This window comes from Rhabdothermincola sediminis, assembly GCF_014805525.1.
Classification (GTDB): domain Bacteria; phylum Actinomycetota; class Acidimicrobiia; order Acidimicrobiales; family Acidimicrobilacustridaceae; genus Rhabdothermincola; species Rhabdothermincola sediminis.
Window position 1 is genome coordinate 50,287 of sequence record NZ_JACFSZ010000007.1, and the last position, 24,409, is coordinate 74,695.

Annotated in this window: 24 protein-coding genes, 1 tRNA gene and 1 pseudogene; 12 read left to right on the top strand and 14 right to left on the bottom strand. The window is 72.5% G+C overall.

Annotation, left to right across the window (positions count from 1 at the left end):
- Window positions 1–60: 60 nt before the first annotated feature.
- Both HZF19_RS07275 and HZF19_RS07280 read left to right on the top strand, forming a co-directional pair.
- Complete coding sequence (locus HZF19_RS07275; RefSeq protein WP_208028104.1) at window positions 61–621, top strand: TetR/AcrR family transcriptional regulator; 561 nt, start codon at window positions 61–63, stop codon at window positions 619–621.
- Window positions 622–678: 57 nt separating this feature from the next.
- The gene (locus HZF19_RS07280) at window positions 679–1,941 is read left to right on the top strand and encodes an MFS transporter (protein WP_208028105.1); all 1,263 of its coding nucleotides are present in this window, start codon (window positions 679–681) and stop codon (window positions 1,939–1,941) included.
- A gap of 17 nt (window positions 1,942–1,958) precedes the next feature.
- Here the strand turns inward: HZF19_RS07280 and HZF19_RS07285 are convergent.
- From HZF19_RS07285 to HZF19_RS16820, 5 genes and pseudogenes are all read right to left on the bottom strand, one after another.
- Window positions 1,959–2,032, bottom strand: a tRNA-Val gene (locus tag HZF19_RS07285).
- A gap of 61 nt (window positions 2,033–2,093) precedes the next feature.
- Complete coding sequence (locus HZF19_RS07290; RefSeq protein ID WP_208028106.1) at window positions 2,094–2,801, bottom strand: acyltransferase; 708 nt, start codon at window positions 2,799–2,801, stop codon at window positions 2,094–2,096.
- Between the two features lie 92 nt (window positions 2,802–2,893).
- Window positions 2,894–3,268 (bottom strand): VOC family protein, encoded by a 375-nt coding sequence (locus tag HZF19_RS07295; RefSeq protein ID WP_208028107.1) that lies wholly within the window; start codon window positions 3,266–3,268, stop codon window positions 2,894–2,896.
- Window positions 3,269–3,325: 57 nt separating this feature from the next.
- Window positions 3,326–3,988 (bottom strand): annotated as a pseudogene (locus tag HZF19_RS07300) (J domain-containing protein); the annotation flags it as partial.
- Between the two features lie 47 nt (window positions 3,989–4,035).
- Complete coding sequence (locus HZF19_RS16820) at window positions 4,036–5,070, bottom strand: GNAT family N-acetyltransferase (protein ID WP_307781162.1); 1,035 nt, start codon at window positions 5,068–5,070, stop codon at window positions 4,036–4,038.
- A gap of 66 nt (window positions 5,071–5,136) precedes the next feature.
- Here HZF19_RS16820 and HZF19_RS07310 point away from each other — a divergent pair, with 66 nt between their 5' ends.
- Genes HZF19_RS07310 through HZF19_RS07320 form a run of 3 tightly spaced genes read left to right on the top strand, consistent with a single transcriptional unit; the run spans window position 5,137 to window position 7,783 of the window.
- The gene (locus tag HZF19_RS07310; protein ID WP_208028108.1) at window positions 5,137–5,454 is read left to right on the top strand and encodes a hypothetical protein; all 318 of its coding nucleotides are present in this window, start codon (window positions 5,137–5,139) and stop codon (window positions 5,452–5,454) included.
- On the top strand, window positions 5,451–6,572 hold the full coding sequence (locus HZF19_RS07315) for a nucleotidyltransferase family protein (RefSeq protein ID WP_208028109.1): 1,122 nt from the start codon (window positions 5,451–5,453) through the stop codon (window positions 6,570–6,572). The genes HZF19_RS07310 and HZF19_RS07315 overlap by 4 nt, the downstream gene beginning before the upstream one ends.
- Before the next feature lie 5 nt (window positions 6,573–6,577).
- Window positions 6,578–7,783 carry an HPr-rel-A system PqqD family peptide chaperone gene (locus HZF19_RS07320; RefSeq protein ID WP_208028110.1) on the top strand — a complete coding sequence of 402 codons (1,206 nt, stop codon included), beginning with the start codon at window positions 6,578–6,580 and terminating at the stop codon, window positions 7,781–7,783.
- A gap of 23 nt (window positions 7,784–7,806) precedes the next feature.
- Here HZF19_RS07320 and HZF19_RS07325 read toward each other — a convergent pair whose 3' ends face one another.
- Window positions 7,807–8,310 carry a hypothetical protein gene (locus tag HZF19_RS07325; RefSeq protein ID WP_208028111.1) on the bottom strand — a complete coding sequence of 168 codons (504 nt, stop codon included), beginning with the start codon at window positions 8,308–8,310 and terminating at the stop codon, window positions 7,807–7,809.
- Window positions 8,311–8,705: 395 nt separating this feature from the next.
- Here HZF19_RS07325 and HZF19_RS07330 point away from each other — a divergent pair, with 395 nt between their 5' ends.
- Together HZF19_RS07330 and HZF19_RS07335 are read left to right on the top strand one after the other, a co-directional pair.
- Window positions 8,706–10,559, top strand: a complete 1,854-nt coding sequence (locus tag HZF19_RS07330) for a polysaccharide biosynthesis protein (protein ID WP_208028112.1) — start codon at window positions 8,706–8,708, stop codon at window positions 10,557–10,559.
- 11 nt (window positions 10,560–10,570) lie between these two features.
- Window positions 10,571–11,449, top strand: a complete 879-nt coding sequence (locus HZF19_RS07335) for a hypothetical protein (RefSeq protein ID WP_208028113.1) — start codon at window positions 10,571–10,573, stop codon at window positions 11,447–11,449.
- Here HZF19_RS07335 and HZF19_RS07340 read toward each other — a convergent pair.
- Window positions 11,437–12,078 carry a hypothetical protein gene (locus tag HZF19_RS07340; RefSeq protein WP_208028114.1) on the bottom strand — a complete coding sequence of 214 codons (642 nt, stop codon included), beginning with the start codon at window positions 12,076–12,078 and terminating at the stop codon, window positions 11,437–11,439. The genes HZF19_RS07335 and HZF19_RS07340 overlap by 13 nt on opposite strands.
- Before the next feature lie 138 nt (window positions 12,079–12,216).
- Here HZF19_RS07340 and HZF19_RS07345 point away from each other — a divergent pair, with 138 nt between their 5' ends.
- The gene (locus HZF19_RS07345) at window positions 12,217–12,930 is read left to right on the top strand and encodes a sulfotransferase family protein (protein ID WP_208028115.1); all 714 of its coding nucleotides are present in this window, start codon (window positions 12,217–12,219) and stop codon (window positions 12,928–12,930) included.
- A 7-nt stretch (window positions 12,931–12,937) separates the two neighbouring features.
- Here the strand turns inward: HZF19_RS07345 and HZF19_RS07350 are convergent, their stop codons facing one another.
- The 5 genes from HZF19_RS07350 to HZF19_RS07370 are packed head-to-tail and all read right to left on the bottom strand — an operon-like array spanning window position 12,938 to window position 17,113.
- Complete coding sequence (locus HZF19_RS07350) at window positions 12,938–13,576, bottom strand: acetyltransferase (RefSeq protein WP_208028116.1); 639 nt, start codon at window positions 13,574–13,576, stop codon at window positions 12,938–12,940.
- Between the two features lie 22 nt (window positions 13,577–13,598).
- Window positions 13,599–14,222, bottom strand: coding sequence for a sugar transferase (locus HZF19_RS07355; RefSeq protein ID WP_208028117.1), 624 nt, complete (start codon window positions 14,220–14,222; stop codon window positions 13,599–13,601).
- Window positions 14,215–15,159: an NAD-dependent epimerase/dehydratase family protein gene (locus HZF19_RS07360; RefSeq protein ID WP_208028118.1), complete on the bottom strand. Its 945-nt coding sequence runs from the start codon at window positions 15,157–15,159 to the stop codon at window positions 14,215–14,217. Before HZF19_RS07360 ends, HZF19_RS07355 begins: the two co-directional genes overlap by 8 nt.
- Entirely contained in the window at window positions 15,156–15,836 is a 681-nt protein-coding gene (locus HZF19_RS07365; protein WP_208028119.1) for a hypothetical protein, read from the bottom strand. The genes HZF19_RS07360 and HZF19_RS07365 overlap by 4 nt, the downstream gene beginning before the upstream one ends.
- A 2-nt stretch (window positions 15,837–15,838) precedes the next feature.
- Window positions 15,839–17,113, bottom strand: a complete 1,275-nt coding sequence (locus HZF19_RS07370; protein WP_208028120.1) for a class I SAM-dependent methyltransferase — start codon at window positions 17,111–17,113, stop codon at window positions 15,839–15,841.
- A 108-nt stretch (window positions 17,114–17,221) separates the two neighbouring features.
- On the opposite strand from HZF19_RS07370, the gene HZF19_RS07375 reads away from it, so the two are divergent.
- Window positions 17,222–18,367, top strand: a complete 1,146-nt coding sequence (locus tag HZF19_RS07375; protein ID WP_208028121.1) for a DegT/DnrJ/EryC1/StrS family aminotransferase — start codon at window positions 17,222–17,224, stop codon at window positions 18,365–18,367.
- Window positions 18,364–19,485 (top strand): glycosyltransferase, encoded by a 1,122-nt coding sequence (locus HZF19_RS07380; RefSeq protein WP_208028122.1) that lies wholly within the window; start codon window positions 18,364–18,366, stop codon window positions 19,483–19,485. Before HZF19_RS07375 ends, HZF19_RS07380 begins: the two co-directional genes overlap by 4 nt.
- Here HZF19_RS07380 and HZF19_RS07385 read toward each other — a convergent pair.
- Both HZF19_RS07385 and HZF19_RS07390 read right to left on the bottom strand, forming a co-directional pair.
- On the bottom strand, window positions 19,452–20,630 hold the full coding sequence (locus HZF19_RS07385) for a glycosyltransferase family 4 protein (RefSeq protein ID WP_208028123.1): 1,179 nt from the start codon (window positions 20,628–20,630) through the stop codon (window positions 19,452–19,454). The two genes, HZF19_RS07380 and HZF19_RS07385, sit on opposite strands and share 34 nt — an antisense overlap.
- Window positions 20,627–21,439, bottom strand: a complete 813-nt coding sequence (locus HZF19_RS07390; RefSeq protein ID WP_208028124.1) for a polysaccharide deacetylase family protein — start codon at window positions 21,437–21,439, stop codon at window positions 20,627–20,629. The genes HZF19_RS07385 and HZF19_RS07390 overlap by 4 nt, the downstream gene beginning before the upstream one ends.
- A 43-nt stretch (window positions 21,440–21,482) precedes the next feature.
- On the opposite strand from HZF19_RS07390, the gene HZF19_RS07395 reads away from it, so the two are divergent.
- Entirely contained in the window at window positions 21,483–22,604 is a 1,122-nt protein-coding gene (locus HZF19_RS07395) for a glycosyltransferase family 4 protein (RefSeq protein ID WP_208028125.1), read from the top strand.
- A gap of 38 nt (window positions 22,605–22,642) precedes the next feature.
- A complete protein-coding gene (locus HZF19_RS07400) occupies window positions 22,643–24,400 on the top strand; it encodes an ABC transporter ATP-binding protein (RefSeq protein ID WP_208028126.1) in 1,758 nt (585 codons plus the stop codon).
- The last annotated feature ends 9 nt before the right edge of the window (window positions 24,401–24,409 follow it).

Genomic DNA, 24,409 nt, shown 5'->3' on the forward strand with positions numbered 1-24,409 from the left:
AGCGCGATGAGCAAACGAAACCGGCCGGGGTCCGGCCACGGACCCAGGGAGAGCCGAGGGGTGGTCCTCGACCGGATCGTGGCGGCCGCGCGGCGATCGTTCTCCGAGAACGGCTGGGCCGGCACCTCGATGCGAGCGGTCGCCCACGACGCCGGCGTGGACCCCGCCCTCGTCCACTACTACTTCTCCGGCAAGGACGCGCTGCTCGACGCGTGCCTCCAACCTCCCGAGGGGTTTCTCGAGTCCATCACCGCCGCCCAGACCACGCCGATGCGTGCTCGGGGTGCGGCCCTTGTGAACCTGCTGCTGGACACCTGGGAGGATCCGGCTGCCGCGCAGGTGCTGCGCTCGATCCTGCTCACTGCGGCCCACGAGCCCGTCGCCCGGAGCCGGCTGGAGTCGCTGATCGCGCAGGCCATGGTGGGGGCGGTGGCCGAGCGCCTCGACAGTGACGACCGGCACTATCGGGCCTGCCTCGCGAGCAGCCAGCTCGTCGGGCTCGCCTTCCTCCGGTACGTCTGGTGCGTCGAGCCGCTGGCCTCGACGGCGAGAGAGAAGGTCACGGCCGCGATCGGACCGACCATCCAGCGCTACCTCAACGGGCCGCTCGAGCCCCGGTAGCCGACCCGAGCCGCAGGCGACCCTTGCACCGTCCCGGTTCCGTTTAGGTTCGTGGGCGTGAGCGACGAGCCAGCGACCACACCGGCCCGACGAGTCCCGCGCCTGAGCCGCAACGTGTACGTCGTCTCCGCGGTGTCGTTCTTCCAGGACACGGCGTCGGAGCTGCTCTACCCGATCCTGCCGTTCTTCGTGACCGGGGTGCTCGGCGCACCCCCGGCCGTCCTCGGGTTGATCGAAGGCTTGGCGGATGGCACGGCGTCAGCCATGAAGGCCGCGTCGGGCCGGCTGGCGGATCTCCGCCACCGCCGGCCGCTCGTGGCCGCCGGCTACGGCATCTCCGCGCTCGGCAAGGCGCTGCTCGCCCTCGCCGGGGCATGGCCGATGGTGCTCGCTGCCCGGTTCACCGACCGGGTCGGCAAGGGCCTGCGGGGGCCACCGCGCGACGCCATCATCGCCGACGACACCACCCCCGCGAACCGGGGCCGGGCGTTCGGCTTCCACCGCGCCGCCGACACCGCCGGCGCCGTCGTCGGTCCCCTCATCGGCTTGGGCCTCTTCGAGCTCGTCGACGGGGACTTCCGGCCGCTGCTGTGGGTCGCCGTGATCCCCGCGGTGCTCAGCGTGACCCTCGTGTTCCTGGTCCGGGAGCGCCCCCACCCGGGCCTGGGTAGCCGCCGAGCCTGGTCGCTGCGGGGCCTCCCCCGCCGGTACTGGCGGGTCATCACCCTGATCGGTCTGTTCGCGCTGGTGAACTTCCCCGACACCCTGCTGCTGCTGCGCGCCGACGAGCTCGGCTACGGCTTCGCTGGGGTGGTGGCGCTCTACGTTCTCTACAACCTCGCCTACGCGGTGCTGTCCTACCCCGCCGGTCTCGGCTCCGACCGCCGCAGCCGCCGGATCGTGTTCGCCGCCGGCCTCGGCCTGTTCGCCGTCGCCTACCTCGGGTTCGGCCTGGCCGGGACCCCGGGGTGGTTGTGGGTGCTGTTCCCGATCTACGGCGGGTACACCGCGCTCACCGACGGCATCAGCCGCGCCTGGGTCGCGGACCTCGCCCCGGCCGACAACCGGGGCACGGCGCTCGGCATCCACGCCGCCATCTCCGGTGTGGGGCTGCTCATCGCCGGGGTGTGGGCGGGCCTCGCCTGGGGCGACAACGGGCGCATCCCGTTCCTCATCTCCGGCACCGTCACCGCCATCCTGGCGGTGATCCTGCTCACCGCCCGGCGGCTGTTCGCCTCGGCGGACCTGCGCCCGCGGGCAACCGGCGTCGCCCCGAGCCCGACCAGAGTTCTGCCCCAGACGCCAGAAAACCCCTGCTGAACAGGGGCTTCTCCGGGTGGGCGATGGGGGACTCGAACCCTCGACCTCTGCCGTGTGAAGGCAGCGCTCTAGCCGTCTGAGCTAATCGCCCGCTGGAACGGGTCACTCTAGCGAAGGGCCTCCCACCCCGCCCACCGGCCGCCCGGCCACGCTCAATCCGCGACCGGCTCGGGACGCCACACCGGCTTCGCCCCGTGCGCGCCCGTCGGCCCGCCGGCGACCAGCCGCTTGATGACCCGGGCCGGGGCGCCGACCGCCACGGAGTGGTCCGGCAGGTCCCCGGTCACCACGCTGTTCGCCCCCACCACCACGTGGCGGCCGATGCGTGCCCCGGGCAACACCACCACCCCGTGCCCCAACCACGACCCGTCACCGATCGTCACGGGGGCCTCCGGCTGGTGCTGGCGGGAGATCGGCACCGAGAGGTCCTCGTAGCCGTGGTTCATGTCCGTGATGTGCACGTGGTAGCCGGTCCACACGTCGTCGCCGATCTCGATGGACCGGTGCGCCACGATGCTGCTTCCCCGCCCGATGAGACAGCGGTCCCCGATCGACAGCACCCGCGATGCCAGCCCTGGCTGGTCCGGCATCCACCCTGCGGACAGCGTCACCCCCGGGTTCACCACCGTGCCCGCGCCCAGGTGGATGGCGTGCAAATTGACGTGCGAGCCGAACGGGAAGCACACGATCGTCCCGTCACCGAAGGACCCGAACCGCCGAGCGGTCGGGGTCCGTGGCCCGATCGCGCCCGCCGCGCACACCACCCGCCACGACCAGCGCACGAGCTCGCCGGTCACGGTCAGCAGGTCGCTGTAGAGCCGGTTGCGCCACGTCGGCGGCAGGGGGTCCCGATCGAGCATCGCCGCACGCTACTTCCCGCCACCGGTGGGGCGCCCCCGACGCCCAGGCCAGCGGCACGAAGCCCGCCGAGACCACCGAGCGAACCCGCCGGTCAGTAGCTGCGCAGTTCGACCACGTTGCCGTCGGGGTCCCGCACGTACAGCAGCGCCCGGGCCACACCTCGAGCCCCCCAGCGGTCGTCCGGCCCGTCGACCACCTCGAACCGCCCCGACGCGGCCAGCGCGTCGAGGTCGGTGCCCGCCTCGAGCACCAGGCACAGATGGTTCACGTTCTCGCCCGAGCGCTCGACCTTCAGGAGATCGATGACCGTGCTCTCGTCCACCCGCACCGACGGGAAGAGGACCTCCCCGCGCTCCCACTCCTCGACCCGCACCGGCTCCAGGCCGAGCTCACCGGCGTAGAACTCGAGGGCCCGCCTGGGGTCGGCGACGTTCAGCGCGATGTGGTCCAACCCCACGACCTTCACCCGAGCCAGGGTAGGCGGCGCGCCGGGCGCAGCCCACAGACACGCCGTTCGCGCCGGTCACGCCTGCAGGCACAGGCGCAGCTTGTCGCTCTGCAGGTCGAACGGCGTGCTGCCCGCCGGGCAGGGCCGGCCGAGATCGGTGACCGCGGTGATCCGGCTCGCCCCCTGCTGGTCGCACGAGCCGGCCGGCACCGGCAGCAGCCGGCCCCCAGCGGAGACGATCAGCACGCACTGGCCGGCCTCGAAGCGCACCGCGCTGGCTCCGGTCTCCACCGCTACCCCGGGATCCGCCACCTGTGGGTCCCGACCCCGGTTCGCGTAGGCGGTGATGACCAGCACCGCCAGCAGCACGATCCCGAGCACCACGACGGGACCGAAGCGCACGAGCGGGGCGTGGCGCGCCGGGACCTCGAAGCCCGGCGCGGCGAACGGCAAATCCTCACCCGCCCGGATGGTCGTGGTGCGCGCCGGTCGCGGCGGGCCACTGGCGCGCCGCTCCCACACCGGCCGATCCCCACGCAGCTCCGCGTCGTACGCCGCCCGCCGGGCCGGGTTGCGCAACACCTCCCACGCGGCGTTGACCTCCTGCATGCGGAACGCTGCCGCCTCCCGCTCCGCCGGCGGCGAGGAAGCGTGACGGTCGGGGTGGTAGCGCAGCGCCCGCTCCACGTAGGCCCGCTTGATCTCGTCGTGGCTGGCGTCCGCCCGGACTCCCAGGACCTCGTAGTGGGTGGCCGTGGTCGCCTCCTCTCCGGCCGGTCACGCCCTCAGAACAGCTCGATGTCGCCGAGAACCACATACCACTGCTCGAGCGGCGGCATCTCCGTCTGGCACACCGAGCGCCAGGTCAGGATCGGGCCCTGCCGGGGTAGCGGCACGAAGCGGTGCCGCGGCAGCCAGCCCCGCTCGATGCGGATGAGGTAGTCGGCGCCGCTCACCCGCTCCAGCTCAGCGAGCAACTCCCGCTCCGCCCGCCGATCGCCCGGAGGCACCAGCAATTCGGCCACCACCGCCTCGACCGCCGCGCCCCGCGGTCGCAGCCGGTACACCGCCAACCCCTCGCCCGGCGAGGAGCCACGCAGGAGCACCCGGTACTGCAGCGAGTCCAGCCCGTACCGCCAGGCGAGGAACCCCGGGCTGCGGTTCGTGGTCATCCCGGGCGCCGGGGGCTGGGCGTCGACCAGCCCGGCGACCGACCGGTCGGCGAACACCGCGGCGGGCTGCTCCCCCGCCGGCGCGGGCAGCGACCACTTCCCCGCCGGCACCCGGGCCCGCGCCATTCGCACCAGCGCTGCCGGACTCGACGGGCGCACCTTGACCGGTGGCCGGCCCACCACCTGCCAACCCATCTTCAGGTAGCCGGGGCGGCTCTGGGAGTTGGGGGTGTTGTAGACGAAGTCGACCCCCTCCTCCCGCAGCTCGGCCAGCGCGCCGAGCGTGAGGGTGGTGAAGATCCCCCGCCCCTGGAACTCGGGATGGGTGGCGGTGTCGACGGCGCGCACCGCCCGGGCCACCGAGCCGTCGGCACGGCAGAACTCCCAGCGCAGGAAGGTCCGGAACCCCGCCAGGCGTCCCCCGACCTCGGCCACCCACATCGGCGAGCGACCGAACGGGTTGTCCAGGTGCTTCCACCGGAACAGCGCCTCGTTCGGCTCCCCGGCCCGCCAGCCCAGCGCGGCCGAAGCCAGCTCGATGACGGCCCCGAGCTCCTCGTCGCGGGCCCGACGCACGAGGACCTCATTGTTCACCGCTTCCTTCGCGGTGTCCTTCACGGTCTCCTTCGCGGACTCGGCCGGGCTCACGAACCCATCTTCGCAGGCTCGCGCCGCGGCGGAGGCCGCCCGAGGCCGGCCACTACACTGCCGCCGATGTCGACCCGACCCGCCGGGCGCTGGGTCCGGTCCGAGGATGTGCTCTGGCGTCACCTGCCTGACGGCGTGCTGCTGCTCACGGCCCTCCTCCCCGAGCCACTCGCGGTGCGCGGTTCGGCCGCAGCTCCGGTCTGGGAGCACCTGGCGGAACCGGCCCGGGCAGAGGATCTGGTGGCCGCGGTGGTGGCCGAGGCAGCCGCGAGAGCCGAAGGGGTGGCGCCGCTCGCGGTCGACCCGGCGACCGTCGCCGCCGACGTGGACCAGCTGCTCGATTCGCTGATCGGCTGCGGTGCCGTCATGCCGGCGGGCCGATGACCCCGAGCGCCGGCCCGGCCGACCTCCTGCTCGACGCGCTGGCCGCGTACGGGCTGGCCGCGTACGGGCTGGCGGAGCGGCACCCGGCCACGCCCGTCGCCCCTCTCGACTCCAGAGCGTGGACGGAGCTGCTCTCCGGGGCCCGGGCCGAGCGGCTCGACCCGGTGCTGGCATGGGCGATCGCCCTGGGCGACTTCCCGGCCACCGTCGAGCAGCGAGAGCAGGCCTACGAACGCCATCGCAGCTCCATGGCCTCGGCCCTGGCGCTCGAGCGGCTCCTGCTGGAGCTCCACGCGGTGTTCACCTGCGAGGGGATCGAGCACCGGGTCCTCAAGGGCCCGGCCCTCGCCCACCTCGACGGCCCGGACCCCTCGTGGCGGGCGTTCGGGGATCTCGACCTGCTCGTCCCGCCAACGCAGCTCGCCCTCGCTGGCAGGGTGCTCGCCGATCGGGGCGGGCGGCGGCGGTACCCGGAGCCCCGTCCGGGCTTCGACCGGCGATTCTCCAAAGGGATGGCTTTCGTGCTGCCGGACGGACACGAGATCGACCTGCACCGCACCCTCTGCCAGGGCCCGTTCGGGCTCACCATCGACCCCGACGAGCTGCTCGACGGCACCGAGACCTTCACCGTCGCCGGGGTGGCCCTGCCGGCCCTCGACCGGCCTCGCCGGTTCCTGCACGCCTGCATCCACGCGGTGCTCGGCCAACCCTCGCCGCGCCGCAACCAGCTCCGTGACGTGGCCCTCACCTGCCCCCGCTCGGCGGGGAGGCTCCTCGACGCTCTGGCCCTGGCCGAGCGCTGGCAGGTCGGCACCGTGGTGGCCGCTGCGGTCGACGAGACGAGCGCCCGGCTGGGCTGGATGCCTCCCGCGGCACTCCGTGCCTGGCGCGCCGCCGCCCACCCCTCCCGCCAGGACCGCTGGCGTCTCGAGGGCTACCGCGACACCCCTCGGGCGCCGGTGCTGCGGGCGCTCACCTCGATGGCCGCGCTCCCCGGGGTGCGCGACAAGCTCGCCTACGGCCTGGCGGTCGCCGCCCCCCACGACGCTCGCGGCACGAACGTCCAGGATCGGGCCCGCCGAGCGCTGCGAGCCCTGACCGGCCACCCCCGGAGTTGAGCACCATGCCGGCACCACCGCGACCGGACCTGCGCGAGCTGCGCGTCGATGGGCATCTGGTGCTCTACGACCCCATCGAGCGGGTCAGCCACCTGCTGAACGAGACCGCCACCGCCATCTGGACCGCGTGGCGTGACGCGCCCGACGACCCCGGCGCGCTCGCCGAGGCGCTCGCTGACCGCTACGGCGCCCCGGTCGCGCAGGTGCGTCGGGATGTCGATGCCGCGCTGGCCGGCTTCGAGGAGCTCGGCCTGCTCGGCGACCCGCCCTCGGCGACGTTCCGGCCCCCGCAGTGGGGCCACGCCGAGGACGCGGAGCCGGCAGTGCCCCGGCCCGACGCCGCGGCCACGACGCTCGCCGGCCGGTTCGCCGCCCTGGACCACCGCTTCGAGGTGGCCACGACCGACCCGGCGCTGGCCACGGCCGTACACGCCGCCCTGGCCGAGATGGCCGACGAGGAGCCCGGCAGCCAGCAGGCCGTGACCTGCCCGCGCTACGAGCTGGTGACCGAGGGTGACCGGGTGTCGGTGCTGCTCGACGGGCGGGTGCTGCGAGCCGCAGCCGGGCCGGACGAAGCGATGGCGTTCCTCTTCTGGCACGTGCACCGCCAGGCGCTGCAACGAACCGATCGGCTCGTGCGGTTGCACGCCTCGGCGATCCGGGTGGGCGAGGTGGTGGTGGCGCTGCCCGCCCCGCCCGAGTCCGGCAAGTCCACGCTGGTGGCTGGGCTGGTCCGCCGCGGCTACCGCTACGTGACCGACGAAGGGGTGGCGTTCGACCCCGCCACCCTCGAGGTGACGCCGCTGCCCCTGCCCATCACCCTCGACGAGGGGTCCTGGCCCCTGTTCCCCGAGGTCCGCCAGCCACCGTCCACCGCAGCGGGCTCGATGGCCGTCGAACCCGGCCGCCTGCAGCCCCGAGCGCAGCAGCCGGGCGGCGATGACCGGTCACCGGCCCGGCTGGGGATCTGTGTGTTCCACCGGTTCCGTCCCGGGGCCGCCACGGAGCTGCGCCGGGTCGAGCCGCCCGAAGCACTGGTGCTGCTGCTCGAGAACGCCTTCGGGCTCGACGACGCCGACGACGCACGCTTCGAGGCGATGATCAGAGTGGCCCGCACGGTGCCGTGCTGGGCACTCGAACACGGCGGGCTGGACCAGGCGATCAGCGCCGTCGAGAACGTGATCGCGATGCTGGACCGCGAGCCGCGCTGACCAGCGACGGCCAGGCGACCCGCTCAGGTGATCTCGGCCCGGCGGCGCTTCCGTTCGGCGAGCAGGAGCAGGCCGCCGATCGCCACCAGACCGAGGCCGATCTTCACGAAGCCCAGCACGTCCGCACCCGTTCGGGGCAACGGGCCGGGCTGCGGGCGCAGGGTGATGGGTGTGGTGCTGGTGATCGTGAGCAGGTTGCTCATGATCACCCCACCGCACTTCACGATCACCGTGTACTCACCGGCCGGCAGCGGCGGGATCTGGGCCGCGAACTGGAAGGGGCCGTCCTTGTCGTTCTTCACCATGCCGCTGCCGATGAAGATCTCCTGACCGCCGACCAGGATGAAGCCCTCGACCGGGACGTTCGGCGGACACCCCACTCCGCTGATCGTGGTGCTCCCCCCGGTGTCGGGGAGGGTCGCCGGGTCGAGCAGGAAACCAGGCTGACCCGGCGGGTACTGCGCGTGGGCAACGGCACCGGTCGCCAGGACCAGGGCCAGTGCCAGAACCACTATCCGTCGTGCCACGCTTCTCCCTCCGCCAAGCGAGTTGAGAGTGCCAGTCTGGCGCACCACCGACCACGAATCCAGGATCACCGGCCCACCCGGCGCAGCCGGCGACGACCCGTAGCGTAGTGCACAGTGTTCGGCCAGGCCATCACCTTGTGACCGAAGGGTCCCGCGACCCACCGGGTCCCGGTCTCGAGACCCATCCGGAGCTGCCACGGTCGGGGCCGTCCGACCCATCTCGGATCTGTCCTGGGTCGGGCGCGGGCGCCCGTCCCGGCACCGACGGCCCAGCTCCGCGACCCTGGTTCGCCTACACGCTGCACGGTCGAGCGGCTACTGTTCGACTCCGACACGAACGGGGGCTGACCGGGGCTGGCGACCCCGGCCGTCGGGGCATGGGAGGAGCGACGTCGGTGGGACCGCAGGTGGGTCACTTCCTCGAACGCCACCGCACCGCGGTACAGGTCGCGCTCGACTGCCTGGCATGGGCCGTCGCCGTTCCTTTGGCGCTGGTTCTGCGCTACGAGTTCGAGACCACGTCCAACGAATGGGGGCCCTTCACCCCGTCGGGTCTGCTGGCCCAGGTCCTGCTGGCGTGCGCCATCCAGTGCGCGCTCGGGTTGGCGTTCGGCCTGTACCGGGGGCTCTGGCGCTACGGCTCCTTCGACGAAGTTGCCCACCTCGCCCGCTCCACCGTCGTCGTGACGGTGTGCCTGGCGGTGATCAACGCCATCCTCGCACACCAGCTGGTTCCCATGAGCGTGGTCTTCTTCTCCGGCGTCATCGCCCTCGTGCTGATGGCCGCCGTGCGCTACCTGTGGCGGCTGTCGCTCGAGCGGCGGAACCGTCCGAAGGAGGCCGACGCGGCGCCGGTGCTCGTCTTCGGGGCCGGTGAGGGTGCCGTGCAACTGCTCACCTCGATGCTGCGCAACCCGAGCAGCCCCTACCTGCCCGTCGGGTTACTCGACGACAACCCGAGCAAGCGCAAGCTGCGCATCATGGGTGTGCCGGTGCTCGGCAACCGCTCCACCATCGCGGAGGCCGTCCGCCGCACCGGTGCCACCACCCTGATCCTGGCGGTGCCCAGCGCGGGCCCGGAGCTGGTCCGCGAGCTGAGCGAGGTGGCCTTGGACCTCGGGGTGGACTTGAAAGTCCTGCCCCCGATCGACGAGCTGCTGGACGGGGTCGTCGGCCTGGGCGACCTGCGCCCCGTCTCCGAAGCGGACCTGCTCGGCCGACACCTCATCGACACCGACGTCGATGCCATCGCCGGCTACCTCACCGGCCGGCGGGTACTGGTCACGGGGGCGGGTGGTTCCATCGGCTCGGAGCTGTGCTTCCAGATCGCACGGTTCGCGCCCGCCGAGCTGGTCATGCTCGACCGCGACGAGTCCGCGCTGCACGCGCTGCAGCTCCGCCTCGAAGGCCGGGCCATGCTCGACACCCGGAACCTGGTGGTCTGCGACATCCGTGACCGCGACGCGCTCGACGCCGCCTTCCGTGAGCACCGACCCGAGGTGGTGTTCCACGCCGCGGCCCTCAAGCACCTGCCGCTGCTCGAGATGCACCCCAAGGAAGCCGTCAAGACCAACGTCTTCGGCACTCGCAACGTCCTCGAGGCGGCTCTCGCGCACCGGGTGAGCCGGCTCATCAACATCTCCACGGACAAGGCGGCCGACCCGGTGAGCGTGCTCGGATACAGCAAGCGGATCGCCGAACGGTTGACCGCGGAGGTCGCAGCGAGAACGGACCTGCCCTACGTGAGCGTGCGATTCGGCAACGTCCTCGGCAGCCGGGGATCGGTGCTCACCGCCTTCCGCGCCCAGCTCGAATCGGGCGGCCCGATCACCGTCACCCATCCCGAAGTCACCCGCTACTTCATGATGGTCGAGGAAGCCGTCCAGCTCGTGATCCAGGCCGGCGCGATCGGTCGTCCCGGTGAAGCGCTGGTCCTGGACATGGGCGAACCGGTACGCATCGACGACGTGGCCCGCCGCCTGGCCGCGCAGGCGCCTCGGCCGGTCGAGATCGTCTACACGGGGTTGCGCCCGGGCGAGAAGCTCCACGAGGTGCTCCGCGGCGCCAACGAGGCGGACGAACGGGTCGCGCACCCCTTGATCTCGCACGTGCCCGTCCCGCCGCTCGAGGCTTCCGCCGTCGAGGCGCTGGCCGCCGACCTCCCCGACGTCGAGGTGGTGGCCAGCTTGGTCACGCTGTGCACCACCGCACCGCAGTCGGCGCCCGGCACCACCACCGAGCCACGCTGACCGCGCTCCCCGTGGGGGTCGAGTTCGACGCGTTCAATCCCCGGGACGCGCTCGCCGGTGCCGCCGCCGGTGCGGTGGCGGTCGCGCTGGTGGCGATCCCGTGGCGACGGCCGTCGCTCGCGATCGCCGGGTTCGGGGTGCTGACCTCTCTGGCACTGGTCTGGCGGGACCTCGGCGAGGCGCGCCTGGCGCTCGCGACCGGTGTGGGAGCGGTGGCCGGTTCCGCCGCCCCGCGGTGGCCTGCCCAGCTGGCCGTGCTGGGGGTGCTGGGCGCGGTGACCGCCACCGTGCCAGCCGGTGTGCCGATCGGGGCCCGGTTCGTGCTGGCGGCCATGGTGGTCCTGCTCGGGTGGGGGTTCGAGGCACTCGGCAGCCGAGCTCCCCGCTGGACCATGGCGCTGGTGGCGCTGGCCGGGGTGGGGGGCATCTGGGCCGCGGTCCCCGACACCGAGGCCCCGGTGCTGGTGCTGGGCGCCACCGCCGTCGCCGCCCTGGCGTGCGTGCCGCGCCCGGCTGAGCCCCTCGGCCCTGTTCCCGCCGCAGTGTGGGGGGCCGCGGCGCTCCCCGCGCTCTGGGCGGCGGCATGGGGTGCCCCCGGCAGGCCCGCCGCGCTGTGGGGAGCGCTGGCCGGCGCGGCGGTACCGATCACCGTCGGGGCGATCGCGTTGGTCGGGTGGCGGCGCTCGCCGGCGGACGGGCGCCCCGCCACCTGGCCTGGACAACTCGCCACCGCCGTCGCGGCTGTGCAGGTCGCCTGCGCCCTCGCCGGCGCCCGGTGGGCTGCTCGCACCGCGGCGCTCGCCACCGGCGCGTGGCGGGCCGGCCTCATCACCGTGGTGGGGGCCGCAGCGACGATCCTGCTGCTGCGGCGGGCGCGTCAGCTCAGGTAGCGGTTGTGGCGAACCTCGAGCTCCGCCAGGGCGGCGTCGAGATCACCCTCCGCTCCGATGCGATGCCAGAGCCGCTTGACGTCATCGGCGAAGGACTCGACCGCCACGTGCTCCACGTTGGGCTTGCCGGCCAAGAACCCCTCGATGTTGTCCTCGACCGTCTGGACGAACAGCTCGCACACCTGCCGGCGGTCCTCCTCGCTGAACACCCCGGGCCTGATGATGACCTCCCGACCGAGTCCCCGCACGATCGAGGGATAGCGGGTCGACTCGGGGTCGCGCAGCCACCGCCGCGCCCGGCCGGCCAGCATCCGAGGATGGCGGAGCAGCCACGCTGGCCGGCTGCGGGCCACCGCGGCGTTCCAGCGCGCCAGGTGGCTCTCGACCACCGCCCGGCGGTCCCGGGTCAGGTGAACGTAGAGCGGGTCGTCCCCGTAGAGGCGCTCGAGTGTCCCGAGGAACCACACCAAGCGGTTGTCGGCCTCGATGTGCTGATCCGGGTACTCGCAGCGGGCCACGAGCCGATCAGCCCGGCTCTCGTGACCGGCGGTGAAGTTCGTCGCATGGCCGAACGCCCGGATGATGGTGGTGGAGCCGGTTCGACCGGCGCACAGGATGAAGACTCGCACGGTTGTCTCCCGACCGACGGCAGCGGCAGCCTGCACGGTCCGCCGAAGCGACCGACCCTACTAGAGTCGCCCGGACCCGACCCCGGCAGCCCGCGCCGCCGTCGCGACGCCAGCGGTCCTCGCCCTGACGAGAGCCCGATGATCGTCTCCCACCAGCACAAGTTCATCTTCGTGAAGACCCGAAAGACCGCGGGCACCAGCATCGAGGTCTTCCTCTCGTCCCTGGCCGGCCCCGACGCGGTCGTGACCCCCTTCACGGTCAGCGAAGGCATCGACCACCACCCCCGCAACTGGCACCGGCGGTTCAACCCGTGGCCCGAGGTAGCGGGCCGGCTCCGCCGCACACGCTCGCTGCGAGGCAGCGGAGCCCGGGGCACGCTGGCTGACCTGCGGGCCGGGCGAGCGTTCTACAACCACATGCCCGCCCGGCTCATCATCGCCCGCCTGGGCCGGCGGGTGTGGGAGGAGTACTTCACCTTCTGCTTCGAGCGCGATCCGTGGGAGAAGACCGCGTCCTGGTACTGGTTCGCCACCCGCGACGACCCCGACCGCCCACCGTTCGACCGGTGGGTCAGGACGGCGGAGCTGCCGAGCGACTGGGGTCTCTACACCATCGACGATCGGGTGGCCGTCGACTTCGTCGGCCGCTTTGAATCCCTCCAGGCCGACCTTGAGGGCGTGCTGTCCATCCTCGGCCTGGACGTCCCGGTCGAGCTGCCACGGGCCAAGGGTGGCTTCCGACCGCAGGGAGATCCCGTGCAGTTCGATGCTGGCGCGAACCGGCGCATCGCCGCGGTGTTCGCCCGCGAGATCGAGACGTTCGGCTACCCCGACCGCTCTGCCGCGGACTGACCGCCGATCAGCGCCGATCCCCGATCGGCCGGGCCGGCACCCCCACCACCGTCTCCCCGGCACCGACGTCTTCGGTGACCACGGCGCCTGCGCCGATCACCGCGCCGTCGCCGACCTGCACCCCGGGCAGCACGATGGACCCCGTCCCCAGGAAGACCCCGTCGCCCAACCGGACGTTGCCGTTGACCAGCGCCCCCGGACTCAGCGTGACGTAGTCGCCCACCACGCAGTCGTGCGACACCACCGCGTTGACGTTCAGGTGGGTGTGACGCCCCAGGGTCACGTTGGTCGTCAGCCGCGCCCCCGCGGCGAGAATCACCCCCGGCGCCAGCCGCAGGTCCGACCCGAGCGACGCCAGCGGGTGCACCAGCACCACCGCCTCCCGCCCACTCGCGCTGGCGGCCTCGTCCAGCCGCCGCCGGGCGGCAGGGGCGCCGATGCCGATCACGAACGCCGCGTCGTTGGCCTCCAGCCAGCCCGGCGGCCCGAGCACCCGCGCGCCGCGGCGCCCCACCAGCTCCCCGTCGGCCTCGTCCGCGAGGAACCCGAGGAACTCGTAGCTCGGTTCGACCGCGTTGACGGCCTCCACCACGTCGAGGGTCTCGCGACCGTGGCCGCCGGCTCCGATGATGACCAGGGGCTGCATCGACCGTGTCCCGAGCGGACCGTCACCCCGCGGCCGGCGGCTCGGGTGACGGCGCCGCCAGCGGGTCGTCGGTGGGATGCCCTTCGGCTCCTTCCCCGGAGAGCATCACCCACAGGGTCCGCCCGATGATCCGCAGGTCGACCAGCAGCGACTGGGTGCGCACGTACTCGAGGTCGAGCTCGATGCGCTCCTCCCAGGCCAAGGCATTGCGGCCGTTCACCTGCGCCAGGCCGGTGAGGCCGGGGCGCACGTCGAGGCGGTGCCGCTGCCGATCCGTGTAGCGCTCAACCTGGTAGGCGAGCGCGGGGCGCGGTCCGACGATGCTCATCTCCCCGCGCCACACGTTGAGGAGCTGGGGAAGTTCGTCGAGCGAGAACCGCCGCAGCCACTTGCCGGCGGTGGTGATGCGGCTGGCGTCGGGGAAGATCGGGTTGTCGCCGGCGACCATCGTGCGGAACTTGAACACGGTGAACGGTCGCCCGCCCATGCCCACCCGCTCCTGGAGGAACAGCACCGGACCGCGGGAGGTGACCTTGACCGCCAGCGCGCACAGCAGCCCCACCGCCAGGGCCGGGAGCCCCACCACGCACACGATGAACAGGTCGAGGACCCGCTTGCCGCGGTAGGGCCCGAATTCCTCAGGCACGCGCCGCCCTCCTCGAACGGAACCACTCGACGGTCGCCCGCAGCCCCGCCTCGAAACCGACGGGCTCCACGTCGGGGAACAGCTCACGCAGCCTCGTCGAGTCGGCCTGGGAGTGGCGGACATCGCCGGGGCGGGGTGGCTGGTGCTCGACCTCGAGGGGAGCATCGAGGATGTCCCGCAAGAGCGCCACCACCGACAGCAGGTCGATGCGGGAGCCGAACGCGAGGTTCACGGGGCCTTCACAGGTGACCCGGCGCGCCACGGCATCGGTGAGCACCTCGGTGACCGTGCCCACGAAGGTGAAGTCCCGGGACTGGCAGCCGTCACCGTGGATCGGCAGCGGCCGGTCGCCGAGCGCGGCGTCCACGAAGGCCGGGATCACCGCTGCGTAGTCGTGCCCGGCCGGCTGCAGGGGGCCGAACACGTTGAAAAAGCGGAAGGCGAGCACCGGCAGGCCGAAGGAACGCTGGTAGGCCAGCGCGTAGGACTCGGTGGCCAGCTTGCTGGCCGCATAGGGGCTCACCGGCATCGGCGCCAGGTGCTCCCGCTTGGGCAGCTCGGGATTCGCGCCGTAGACGGACGACGACGACGCCACCACGACGTGCGCGCCGCCGGCCCGGCGGGCGGCTTCGAGCACCTCGACCGTCCCGGTGGCGTTGACCAGATGGGTGCGGACCGGATCGGCCAGCGAGCGGGGCACGGAACCACGAGCGGCGAGGTGCACGACGGTCGACGCGCCCGCGCAGACCCGGTCGAGCATCGCCGCGTCGAGGATCGAGCCTTCGATCAGCTCGACGTCGAGACCCTCCAGGTTGCCCGGTGAGCCGGTCGAGAAGTCGTCGAGGACGGTGACCTCGGTGACGTCGGGATGGTCCAGCAGGCGGCGGCAGAGGTTGCCGCCGATGAACCCCGCCCCACCGGTGACAACGACCTTCACAGCTCGTACCCGTACCGCTCGGCGGTGCGGGCCAAGCGGTCCCGCAGCGCACCGGCCGGCAGGTCGTCGAAGGCGAGCGCCGCCCGGGTCTTGGTGTTGGTGGTGGTCGGCACCGCGGCGAGGGCCTGGTCGATCCGAGCCTGCTCCACGGCCAGCCCGAGCGTGCGCAGGATCTCCTCGATCCGTTCCGGGACCTGCTCCACCTGGTAGCGCAGCACGGCGTATGGCTCGCAGCGCTCGTTCCAGTCGACGTACCAGCGCATCGAGTCCGCCACCTCGTCCCCGGTGATCTCGAAGTGCTTGGCCACGAACGAGATGGACCGCTTCGGGTCGAGCTGCTGGGAGAACCGGTGCACACCCACGAACGAGTTGATGGTGGCCATCGGCTCGCGGGTCTGGTGCAGCACCACGCCCCGGTAGTGGGCGAGGTAGGGCACCGCCAACCACGACGCGTCCCCCTGGAGGGTCCGGCTGGCCGTCACCCCCCGCTTGGAGAACACCGCTTCGTGGCCGCAGCGCACCCCCATCTCGCGCAGCAGCTTGGCGATGTACGCCGTGCCGCAACGGCCGGTGCCCACGATCACGAACCCCGGGAGCATCGACCGAGGGAGGCGCAGCACCAGCTCGCGGGGGAGAGTGCGGGAGACCTTCTTGGCCGTGTCGGCCAGCAGCGCCATGGTCAGGCCCTCCCGCGCAGCAGGTAGACGGGCCGCCCCTGCCCCACCGTGCCGAGCAACGTGTGCTCGGTGAGTCCGGTCTCGCGCTGGACGAGCTCACGGAACTCGTCGGGGTCGGGGTTGCGGTACGCCCGCTGCATCTGCCGCTCCGTCGGCAGGTGGGGCTCGAACACCAGGTAGCGGGTGCGCAGGCGCCGCAGCAGGCCGAGCAGCTCCTGGTAGCTGGTCTCCGCCTTCAGGAAATGGTGGAACACGTTCAACGCCAGCACCACCTCGAACTCGCCGAGATCCTTCACGTCGGTGATGGAGCCGCCCCAGATTTCGAACCGTCGCTCGAGGGCGTCGCGCAGCGCGGCGAGAAAGTAGAGCTGCTTCTCGGACCGCTCCGATGCGATGGGTGAGAACCCGACGGCTTCGAAGCGGTGGCAGAAGTACCCCCAGTTCGCCCCGATGTCGAGCAGCCGCCCCTCCCGCACCGGCAGGGCGTCGAGGATGAGATCGAACCGCTCGCCGTCGTGGCTGTAGGGCACGTCCGCCAGGTCGGGGTGCAGGAGCGGCTGGTACGCCCGGCCACCCTCGGCCTCGTTGACGTAGGCCCGGATCTCCCCGCTCATCCGGTACCAGTCCTGATGCCGGGCGGCGACCCGGACCGGGAGCCGCTCGACGCCGAGGGCCCGGGCGATGGCGAAACGGTGGATGCCCTCGACGAACACGAGCCGCCCGAAGCGGTCGAAGGCCACCAGCACCTCCTCCCAGGGCTTGCCGTCAGCGAGCTCGTCCTGCGAGCGGAAGCCCTCCACCCGGATGCGATCGGCGAGCTCGTCCCAGCGGGCACCGAGCCGGGCGATGTCCTCGGGGGTGCGGTAGCGGTGCTGGGGCCCGTCGCGCTCGATACGGGCCCGCATCTCGGCGGCGAAGCGGGTGTCGTCCCACGCCTTGCCCTCGGCGTAGCGCTCCCGGGCCGCGCCGACGAAGGGGTGGGCGTCGATGGGCTCGACGTCGAGATCCCAGTCGCCCCCCCGGACCTGGCCGATCGCGTTCCGGGCCGACCCGGGGATGAGCTCGCGGACCGCGTCGGGCCGCAGGCGCCGGTGCACCTGGGCAGGATCGACCCACAGCAGGCGGGTGGGATCGACACCGGCCTGGCTGCGCGCCACCTGCCGGCGCAGGTGACGTCGCCAGACCACCGCGCCGGCGCGGCTGACCACCGGTTCGACCACCGGGACCTTCCGGATGGCCCGGCGGACTCGCCGGGCGCGCTTTTCGAACTTCGACACCAAGGCGCAGGACTCCCGTGGCGGGCTCGACCGGGCGGCGGCCGGGTCGGTCTCATCGGACCGGGCCCGAAGGCCCGCCGGTTGAGCTGCACTACCCTACTGCGCCCGATGGCCCGCATCTTCCTGTCCCCACCCGACGTGGGCCCCGACGAGCGCGAGCTGCTGCTCGACGCGGTGGACTCCAACTGGGTGAGCCCCCTGGGGCCCCACGTCGACGCGTTCGAGCGGGAGCTGGCCGCCTACGTCGGGGTCGGGCACGCAGCCGCGCTCTCCAGCGGCACCGCCGGGCTGCACCTGGCGCTACTGCTGCACGGTGTCGGGCCCGGCGACGAGGTGCTGGTGCCGACGCTGACCTTCATCGCCACCGCCAGCGCCGTCATCTACACCGGTGCGACACCCGTCTTCGTCGATGCCGAGCCGTCCACCTGGTGCGTCGACCCGGCGCTGGTGGACACGGCGCTGCGCCGGCGAGTGAAGGCCGGCCGGTTGCCCAAGGCGGTCATCGCGGTCGACCTGTACGGCCAGTGCGCCGACTACGACGAGCTGGAAGCCGTCTGCGGCGAGCTCGGCGTCGCGCTCATCGAGGACGCGGCCGAGGCCCTCGGCGCCCGCTACCACGGGCGGGCCGCCGGATCGTTCGGGCGCCTCGGCGTGTTCTCGTTCAACGGCAACAAGATCATCACCACCTCGGGCGGGGGGATGCTGGTCTCCGACGACCGAGCCCTGGTGGAGCGAGCCCGGTTCCTGGCCACCCAGGCTCGGGACCCGGCCCCCCACTACGAGCACTCGACGGTCGGGTTCAACTACCGGATGTCCAACCTGCTCGCCGCGGTCGGGCGGGGCCAGCTCCGCCATCTCGACGAGAAGGTCGCCCGCCGCCGGGCGATCAACCGGCGCTACCGGGCGGCGCTCGCCGACCTGCCCGGCGTCGGCTTCCTGCCGAACGCTGCGGGTGGCGAGCCCACCAACTGGCTCACGGTCATCACGCTCGACCCCGCCGCGGCGGCCGCGACCCCCGAGGAGCTGCGCGTCGCTCTCGAGGCCGCGGACATCGAGGCCCGTCCGGCCTGGAAGCCGATGCACCTGCAGCCGGTCTTCGCCGGTGCTGAGCGCCTCGGCGGCCAGGTGGCGGAGCGGATCTTCACCACCGGGCTGTGCCTACCGAGCGGATCGAGCCTGACCCACGACGACCAGGAACGGGTGATTGCGACCATCCGGTCGGTGCTGGCCGGCTCCCACCAGGTCCCGGCGTGACCACCCGGGTCCTCTGGCTCGTGAAGGGCCTGGGCCCCGGCGGCGCGGAGCAGCTGCTCGTGAACCAGGCGCAGGCCACCGATCGCCGCGCGCTGGAGGTCGAGGCCGCCTACCTGGTTCCCTGGAAAGACCACCTGGTCCCGCGGCTCGAAGAGCAAGGCGTGGTGGTGACCTGCCTCGACAGCAGCCGGGAATGGGACCTGCGCTGGGCCTGGCGGCTCCGCCGGCGACTGCGGGAGCACCCCGTGCAGGTGATCCACAACCACTCCCCGCTCGTGGCCTCGGTCACCCGGCTCCTGGTGCGCACCTTGCCCCGACGGGAGCGGCCGGCGCTGGTGTACACCGAGCACAACCGCTGGCCCCGCCACAACCGGCTCACCCGACTGGCCAACCGGCTCACCTACCGGCTCGACGACGCCCAGCTGTGCGTCTCCGAAGACGTACGTGAGACCATCCCGCCCCGTTTGCGGCCACGGGTCCGGGTGCTGGTACACGGCGTCGACGTGGAGGCCATCCGCGCCCAGCGGGCCAGCCGGGACGACGTCCGCCGCGAGCTGGGGATCGCCCCGACCGAGGTCGTCGTAGGCATCGTGGCCAACTTCCGTCGCGAGAAGGCCTACGAGGTCTGGCTCGACGCCGCCGCCGAGGCCCTCCGCTCCCCCGTCCCACTCCGGTTCGTCTCCGTCGGGCAGGGGCCCCTCGAGGAGGAGATGCGCGCCCGGCTGGCCTCGATGGGCCTGGGCGAGCGGGTGACGATCCTCGGCTACCGCGACGACGCCGTGCGGGTGATGAGCGGGTTCGACATCTTCACCCTCACCTCCCGCCACGAAGGCCTCCCTGTGGCATTGATGGACGCGCTGGCGCTCGGGCTTCCCGTCGTGGCCACCGCCGTGGGCGGGATCCCCCAGGCGATCACCGACGGCGTCGAGGGTCGCCTCGTGCCCCCTGACGACCCACAGGCGCTGGCCACGGCCTACGTCAAGGTGGCGAGCGACCCCCAGCGGCTGGCCGGCATGGCGGCAGCCGCGGCCGAGCGAGGCCGCTCGTTCGGCATGGAGCGCCCGGCCCGCGAGCTCGGCGCGCTCTACGAGTCTCTCGCCGCCAGCAAGCGCCGGTAGACGTCCAGGGTGGTCGACACCACCCGTTGCTGGTCGAACTCACGCAACGCCTTGCACCGTGCCTCGCGGCCCATCGCCTCGCGGCGGGACGCATCGGCCACCATCCCCGCCAGCGCCTCGGCCAGCGCGGCCACGGCACCCACCCGTACGAGCAACCCGTTGACGCCGTGGTCGACCACCTGCCGGCACCCTCGGATGTCGGTGGCCACGACCGGCAGGCCCATGGCGGCCGCCTCCATCGCCGACCGAGGAAAGCCCTCCCGGCGCGAGGCCAGCACGTAGAGGTCCATCGCGGCGTACAGCCGTTCGACATCGTCACGGTGGCCGAGGAACCGCACCCCGTGCTCGCGCTCGGCCCACGCCAGCAGATCCGGTGGCAGGGCATCGCCCTTGTCGGGGTCCGACGGTCCCACGACCATCAGCCGGGCCTCGGGCCGCCAGCGGCGCACCAGCGAAAACGCGTCCAGCAGGTCAACGTAGCCCTTCTCGGCCACCAGGCGACCGACCGCGCCGATCAGCACCTCGTCGGGTCCCACCCCCAGCTCTGCCCGCATCCGCGCACGGCCGGCAGCGCCGATCGTGGCCGGGTCGAACCGCTTGAGGTCGATCCCGTTGCCGAGCAGGTGCAAACGCTGCGCGGGCACCCGGAGGCGGCGCAGCACCGGCAGATCCTCCTCGTTCTGCAGCAGCTCCGCCTGCGAGCACGCCGCAGCCATCCGCTCGAGGGAGTAGACGAGGGCCCGCTTGGGGACGGGGTCCTCAGGCAGCGCGTAGAGACCGTGGACCGTGTTGACCACCACCGGGACCCCGGCCAACCGGGCAGCGATCCGCCCGTACACCCCCGGCTTCGGGTTGTGGGTGTGAACGATGTCCGGCTTCAGATCCCGGAACACCGCGAGGAGCTCGGCCAACGCCAGGGCATCCCGATGCGGGGCCATCTCCCGGGTAGCGTGCCGCAGGGCCACGTGGCCGATGCCCATCTGCTCCAGCCGGGCGACGTGCGGCCCTGGCGCGGAAGCCCCGAACACCTCGAAGCCGGCCTCCGCGAAGGCACGGAGCTGCGGGCCGAGCAGCCAGTCGAGGCTCATGTCGGTGGTGGTGACGTGGATGAGCCGTGGTCGGTCGCGCCCCGCAGGCCGGGTCACCTCGTCGCCCCCGCGTAGCGCCGCCGGTTCAGCACCCGGCGGGCCGTGTCCTCGAAGCCCATCCCGCCCCGCGCCTTGCGGGCGAACCAGCGCATACCGTCGGACACCTGCACGGGCGAGCGGGCCAGGCGGTGGGGATCGGTGAGCCCCGGCACGTTGGCCTTCGTGCCGGCCAGGGCCGCGGAGCGGAACCGGGCCCGCACCTGCGCGTCCGCGTCAGGTGACGGCTCCAGCGCCTTCGGGTAGGCGAAGTGCGCCACCTGCACCCCGGTGTGCTCGCCGATCAGCTCGACCGAACGGTCCAGCTCGCTGGCCACCTCACCGGCGGGGAGGCGATCGAGCAACACGTGCGAGTGGGTGTGGGAGCCGAGCGTGACCAGGCCGGTGGACACCATCTCGCGCACCCCAGCCCAGGACAGCGCGCCCCCGTCACCCCAGATCGTGCGGGGCCCGTCCACGAACCCCGTGGCCAGGTACACGGTCGCCGGCAGGCGGTACCGCACGAGTATGGGCAGCGCGTGCTCGACCAGGTCAGCCGTGCCGTCGTCGAAGGTCAGCACCACCGCGCCGGCGGGCATGGGGTGGCGGCCGGCGAGCACCTCGAGCGCGGTGTCCAGGTCGAGGACGCTCGCCTGCTCGGCCAGGAACGCGGCCTGCTCCTCGAACAGGTCGACGGGCAGGTCCACCGAGCTCGCCCGGCCACCACCGACGCAGTGGTAGATGAGCACCACCACGCCCGGCGCGCGAGGTCGGAGGACGTCCACCGTGGCGGCGGTGCCCTTCAGGACCTGGCGAGCGAACGACGACATGGCGACCGTGGCGCAGGAGTGTAGGACCTACACTCACCGTCCCATGGCTGCCCGCTCCCTGCGGATCCTCCAGGTGGTGACCGACACCGACCGCCGGGGGGCTCAGGTCTTCGCCACCGACCTCGAGCGCGCTCTGCGCCAGCGAGGCCATGAGGTACGAACCGTCGCCCTGGCCCCGGGACACAACGCCCAGCGCCTCCCGGTCGGGGTGCTCGGCGACGAGCGGCTCGGTCGCCGGACACTCGCCGCGCTGCGCCGGCAGATGAGCTCGGCCGAGGTGGTCGTGGCTCACGGCTCGTCCACGCTGCCGGCCTGCGCGATAGCAGGGGCCGGCATTCGCACCCCGTTCGTGTACCGCCAGATCAGCGACTCGCGGTTCTGGGCGCCGACCCGGCTGCGACGCCTCCGGGTCCGGGCCCTCATGAGTCGGGCGGCGCGGGTGGTGGCGCTCGCCGACCACACCCGCCGGGAGCTCATCGAGTGGATCGGGCTCCCGGCGGACCGGATCACCGTCGTGCCCAACGGGGTGCCCGAGGACGCCTTCCCGCTGCGGGACGAAGCGGCCGCGCCAGCTGCCAGGGCCGCGCTCGGGGTCCCGGAGGGCCCCACCGCGCTGTTCATCGCCGCCTTGGTGCCCGAGAAGGGCGCCGACCTGGCGATCGACGCCCTGGCCACCGTCCCGGACGCCCATCTGATCGTGGCCGGCGACGGCCCCGACCGGGCGGCGCTGGAGCAGCGGGCCGCGGCGGTGGCTCCCGGCCGGGTCACGTTCACCGGATCGTTGCCCCGCGCCCTCGACGCCTACGCAGCCGCCGATCTGGTGGTGTTTCCCAGCCGGGGCGGTGACAGCATGCCCGCCGCCCTCATCGAGGCCGGGCTCTGCGGCCTGCCAGCGGTCACCACGCCCGTCGGCGCCATCACCGACATCGTCATCGATGGCGAGACGGGCGTCGTGGTGCCCATCGGTGACCGCCAGGCGTTGGCGGCGACGATGCGCGACCTGCTGACCGACCCCACCCGCCGGCGAGCCCTCGGCCGGGCGGCGAGACACCACTGCCTCGAGCAGTTCGGGATCACGGTGGTGGCGCAACGATGGGAGCGGGTGCTCCTCGAAGTCGCCGGAGCCGGCCCCGCGCCCTCCCGGCCCCGGGCGCGCGTCGCATAGGCTTGAGCGTTCCCCACGGTCCGCATCGAGCCGCCCACATGAGCACCAAACCCGTCGCCGCCTGGAGGCGACCACTCGAGCATCTCCCCGGGTCCCGGTGGAAGATCGTGGCCCTGGCCGCGATCTCGGGTCTCTCGGGTCTCGCGGATGCACTGGCGCTGGTCATCGTGGTGAAGGCCGGGTTGGCCGCCACCTCGGGCGAAGCGTGGACCACCGTCGACACCGGCCCGATCAAGGGCTTGCGTATGACCGTCCCGACGTTGCTGGCGGTCGCAGCCGGATTGGTGATCGGCTCGTTCCTGCTCTCTGGCATCGCCAACTGGGCGAGCGCCCGGCTGACCGCGGCCACCCTGTTCGCCACCCGCCGGCGAGCGGTCGACGCCTACCTGAACACCGAGTGGGCGGTCGCCTCGCAGGAGCGAGAAGGCCACCTCCAGGAGCTGCTCAGCACCAACGTCAACAAGGCCGCCAACGGCATCAACCTGCTCACCACCGGGGTGGTGAGCCTGTTCAACTTCCTCGCGCTGTTCGTCACCGCGTTCGTCGTGAGCCCGCTCGTGTCACTGGTGCTGGTGGGGACGATGGCCGGCATGATCATGCTGCTCCGCCCGCTCCAGCGCCTCCAGCGCAAGTACGGCAAGCAGCGCGCCCGGGCCGGCATCCACTTCGCCAGCGGGGTCTCCGAGGTGGTGTCGCTGGCCCAAGAGGTCACCCTGTTCGACGTCACCGACCAGGTGGAAGCCCGCCTCGCCCGCCGGGCCCGGGCCGAGACCCGGCCCGCGACGCTCATGTCCTTCTACGGCAGCTTCGTCGCCGAGATCTACCAGGCCGCGGCGCTGCTCATGGTGCTCGCCGGGTTGGCGTTCATCGCCTCGGCGGCCAGCGGGCAGATCGCGACGCTGAGCGTCGTGGTCCTGGTACTGCTGCGCTCGGTGACCTACGGCAAGAACCTCCAGCGCATCAACGTGGCCCTCGAGCAGACCGCCCCCTACCTCGACCAACTCGAGGAAGTCCTGGAACGCTACGAAGCCGCTCGGGTCCAGCGCGCCGGGCGCCCCATCGAGCACATCGGCTCGCTGGCTTTCGACCACGTGTCCTTCACGTACGACGGGTCGCACCCGGTGCTCAGCGACGTCAGCTTCGAGGTGGACCACGGCGAGGCCGTCGGCATCGTGGGCCCCTCGGGCGCGGGCAAGTCCACCCTCATGCAGCTGCTGTTGCGGCTTCGCACCCCCACCTCGGGCCGGTACCTGGTCAACGGTCAGGACGCGAGCTCCTTCGACCTCGACGACTGGCGCAGCCGCATCGCGGTGGTGACCCAGGAAGCTCGCCTCTACGACGGAACGGTGGCGGACAACATCCGCTTCTTCCGCGACCAGTTCACCGAGGACGACCTCCGGCGGGCGGCGAAGATGGCCAACATCGAAGCCGACATCGAGCACTGGCCGGACGGCTTCGACACCCAGGTCGGGGGGCGAGGCTCACAGGTGTCGGGGGGTCAGCGGCAGCGCATCTGCATCGCTCGGGCCATGATCGGCGAACCCGACCTGCTCTTCCTCGACGAGCCCACCAGCGCGCTCGACATGCGCTCGGAGGCGTTGCTGCACGAGACGCTGCTCAACCTCAAGGGCCGGGTGACCATGTTCATCATCGCCCACCGGCTGTCCACCCTGCAGGTCTGCGACCGCATCATCGTGCTCAACAAGGGACGGCTCGAAGCGTTCGACTCGCCGCGGGAGCTGGAGCGCACGAACGCCTTCTACGAGGAGGCGACCCGGCTCTCCCGGTTGCCCTGATCGCGCCGC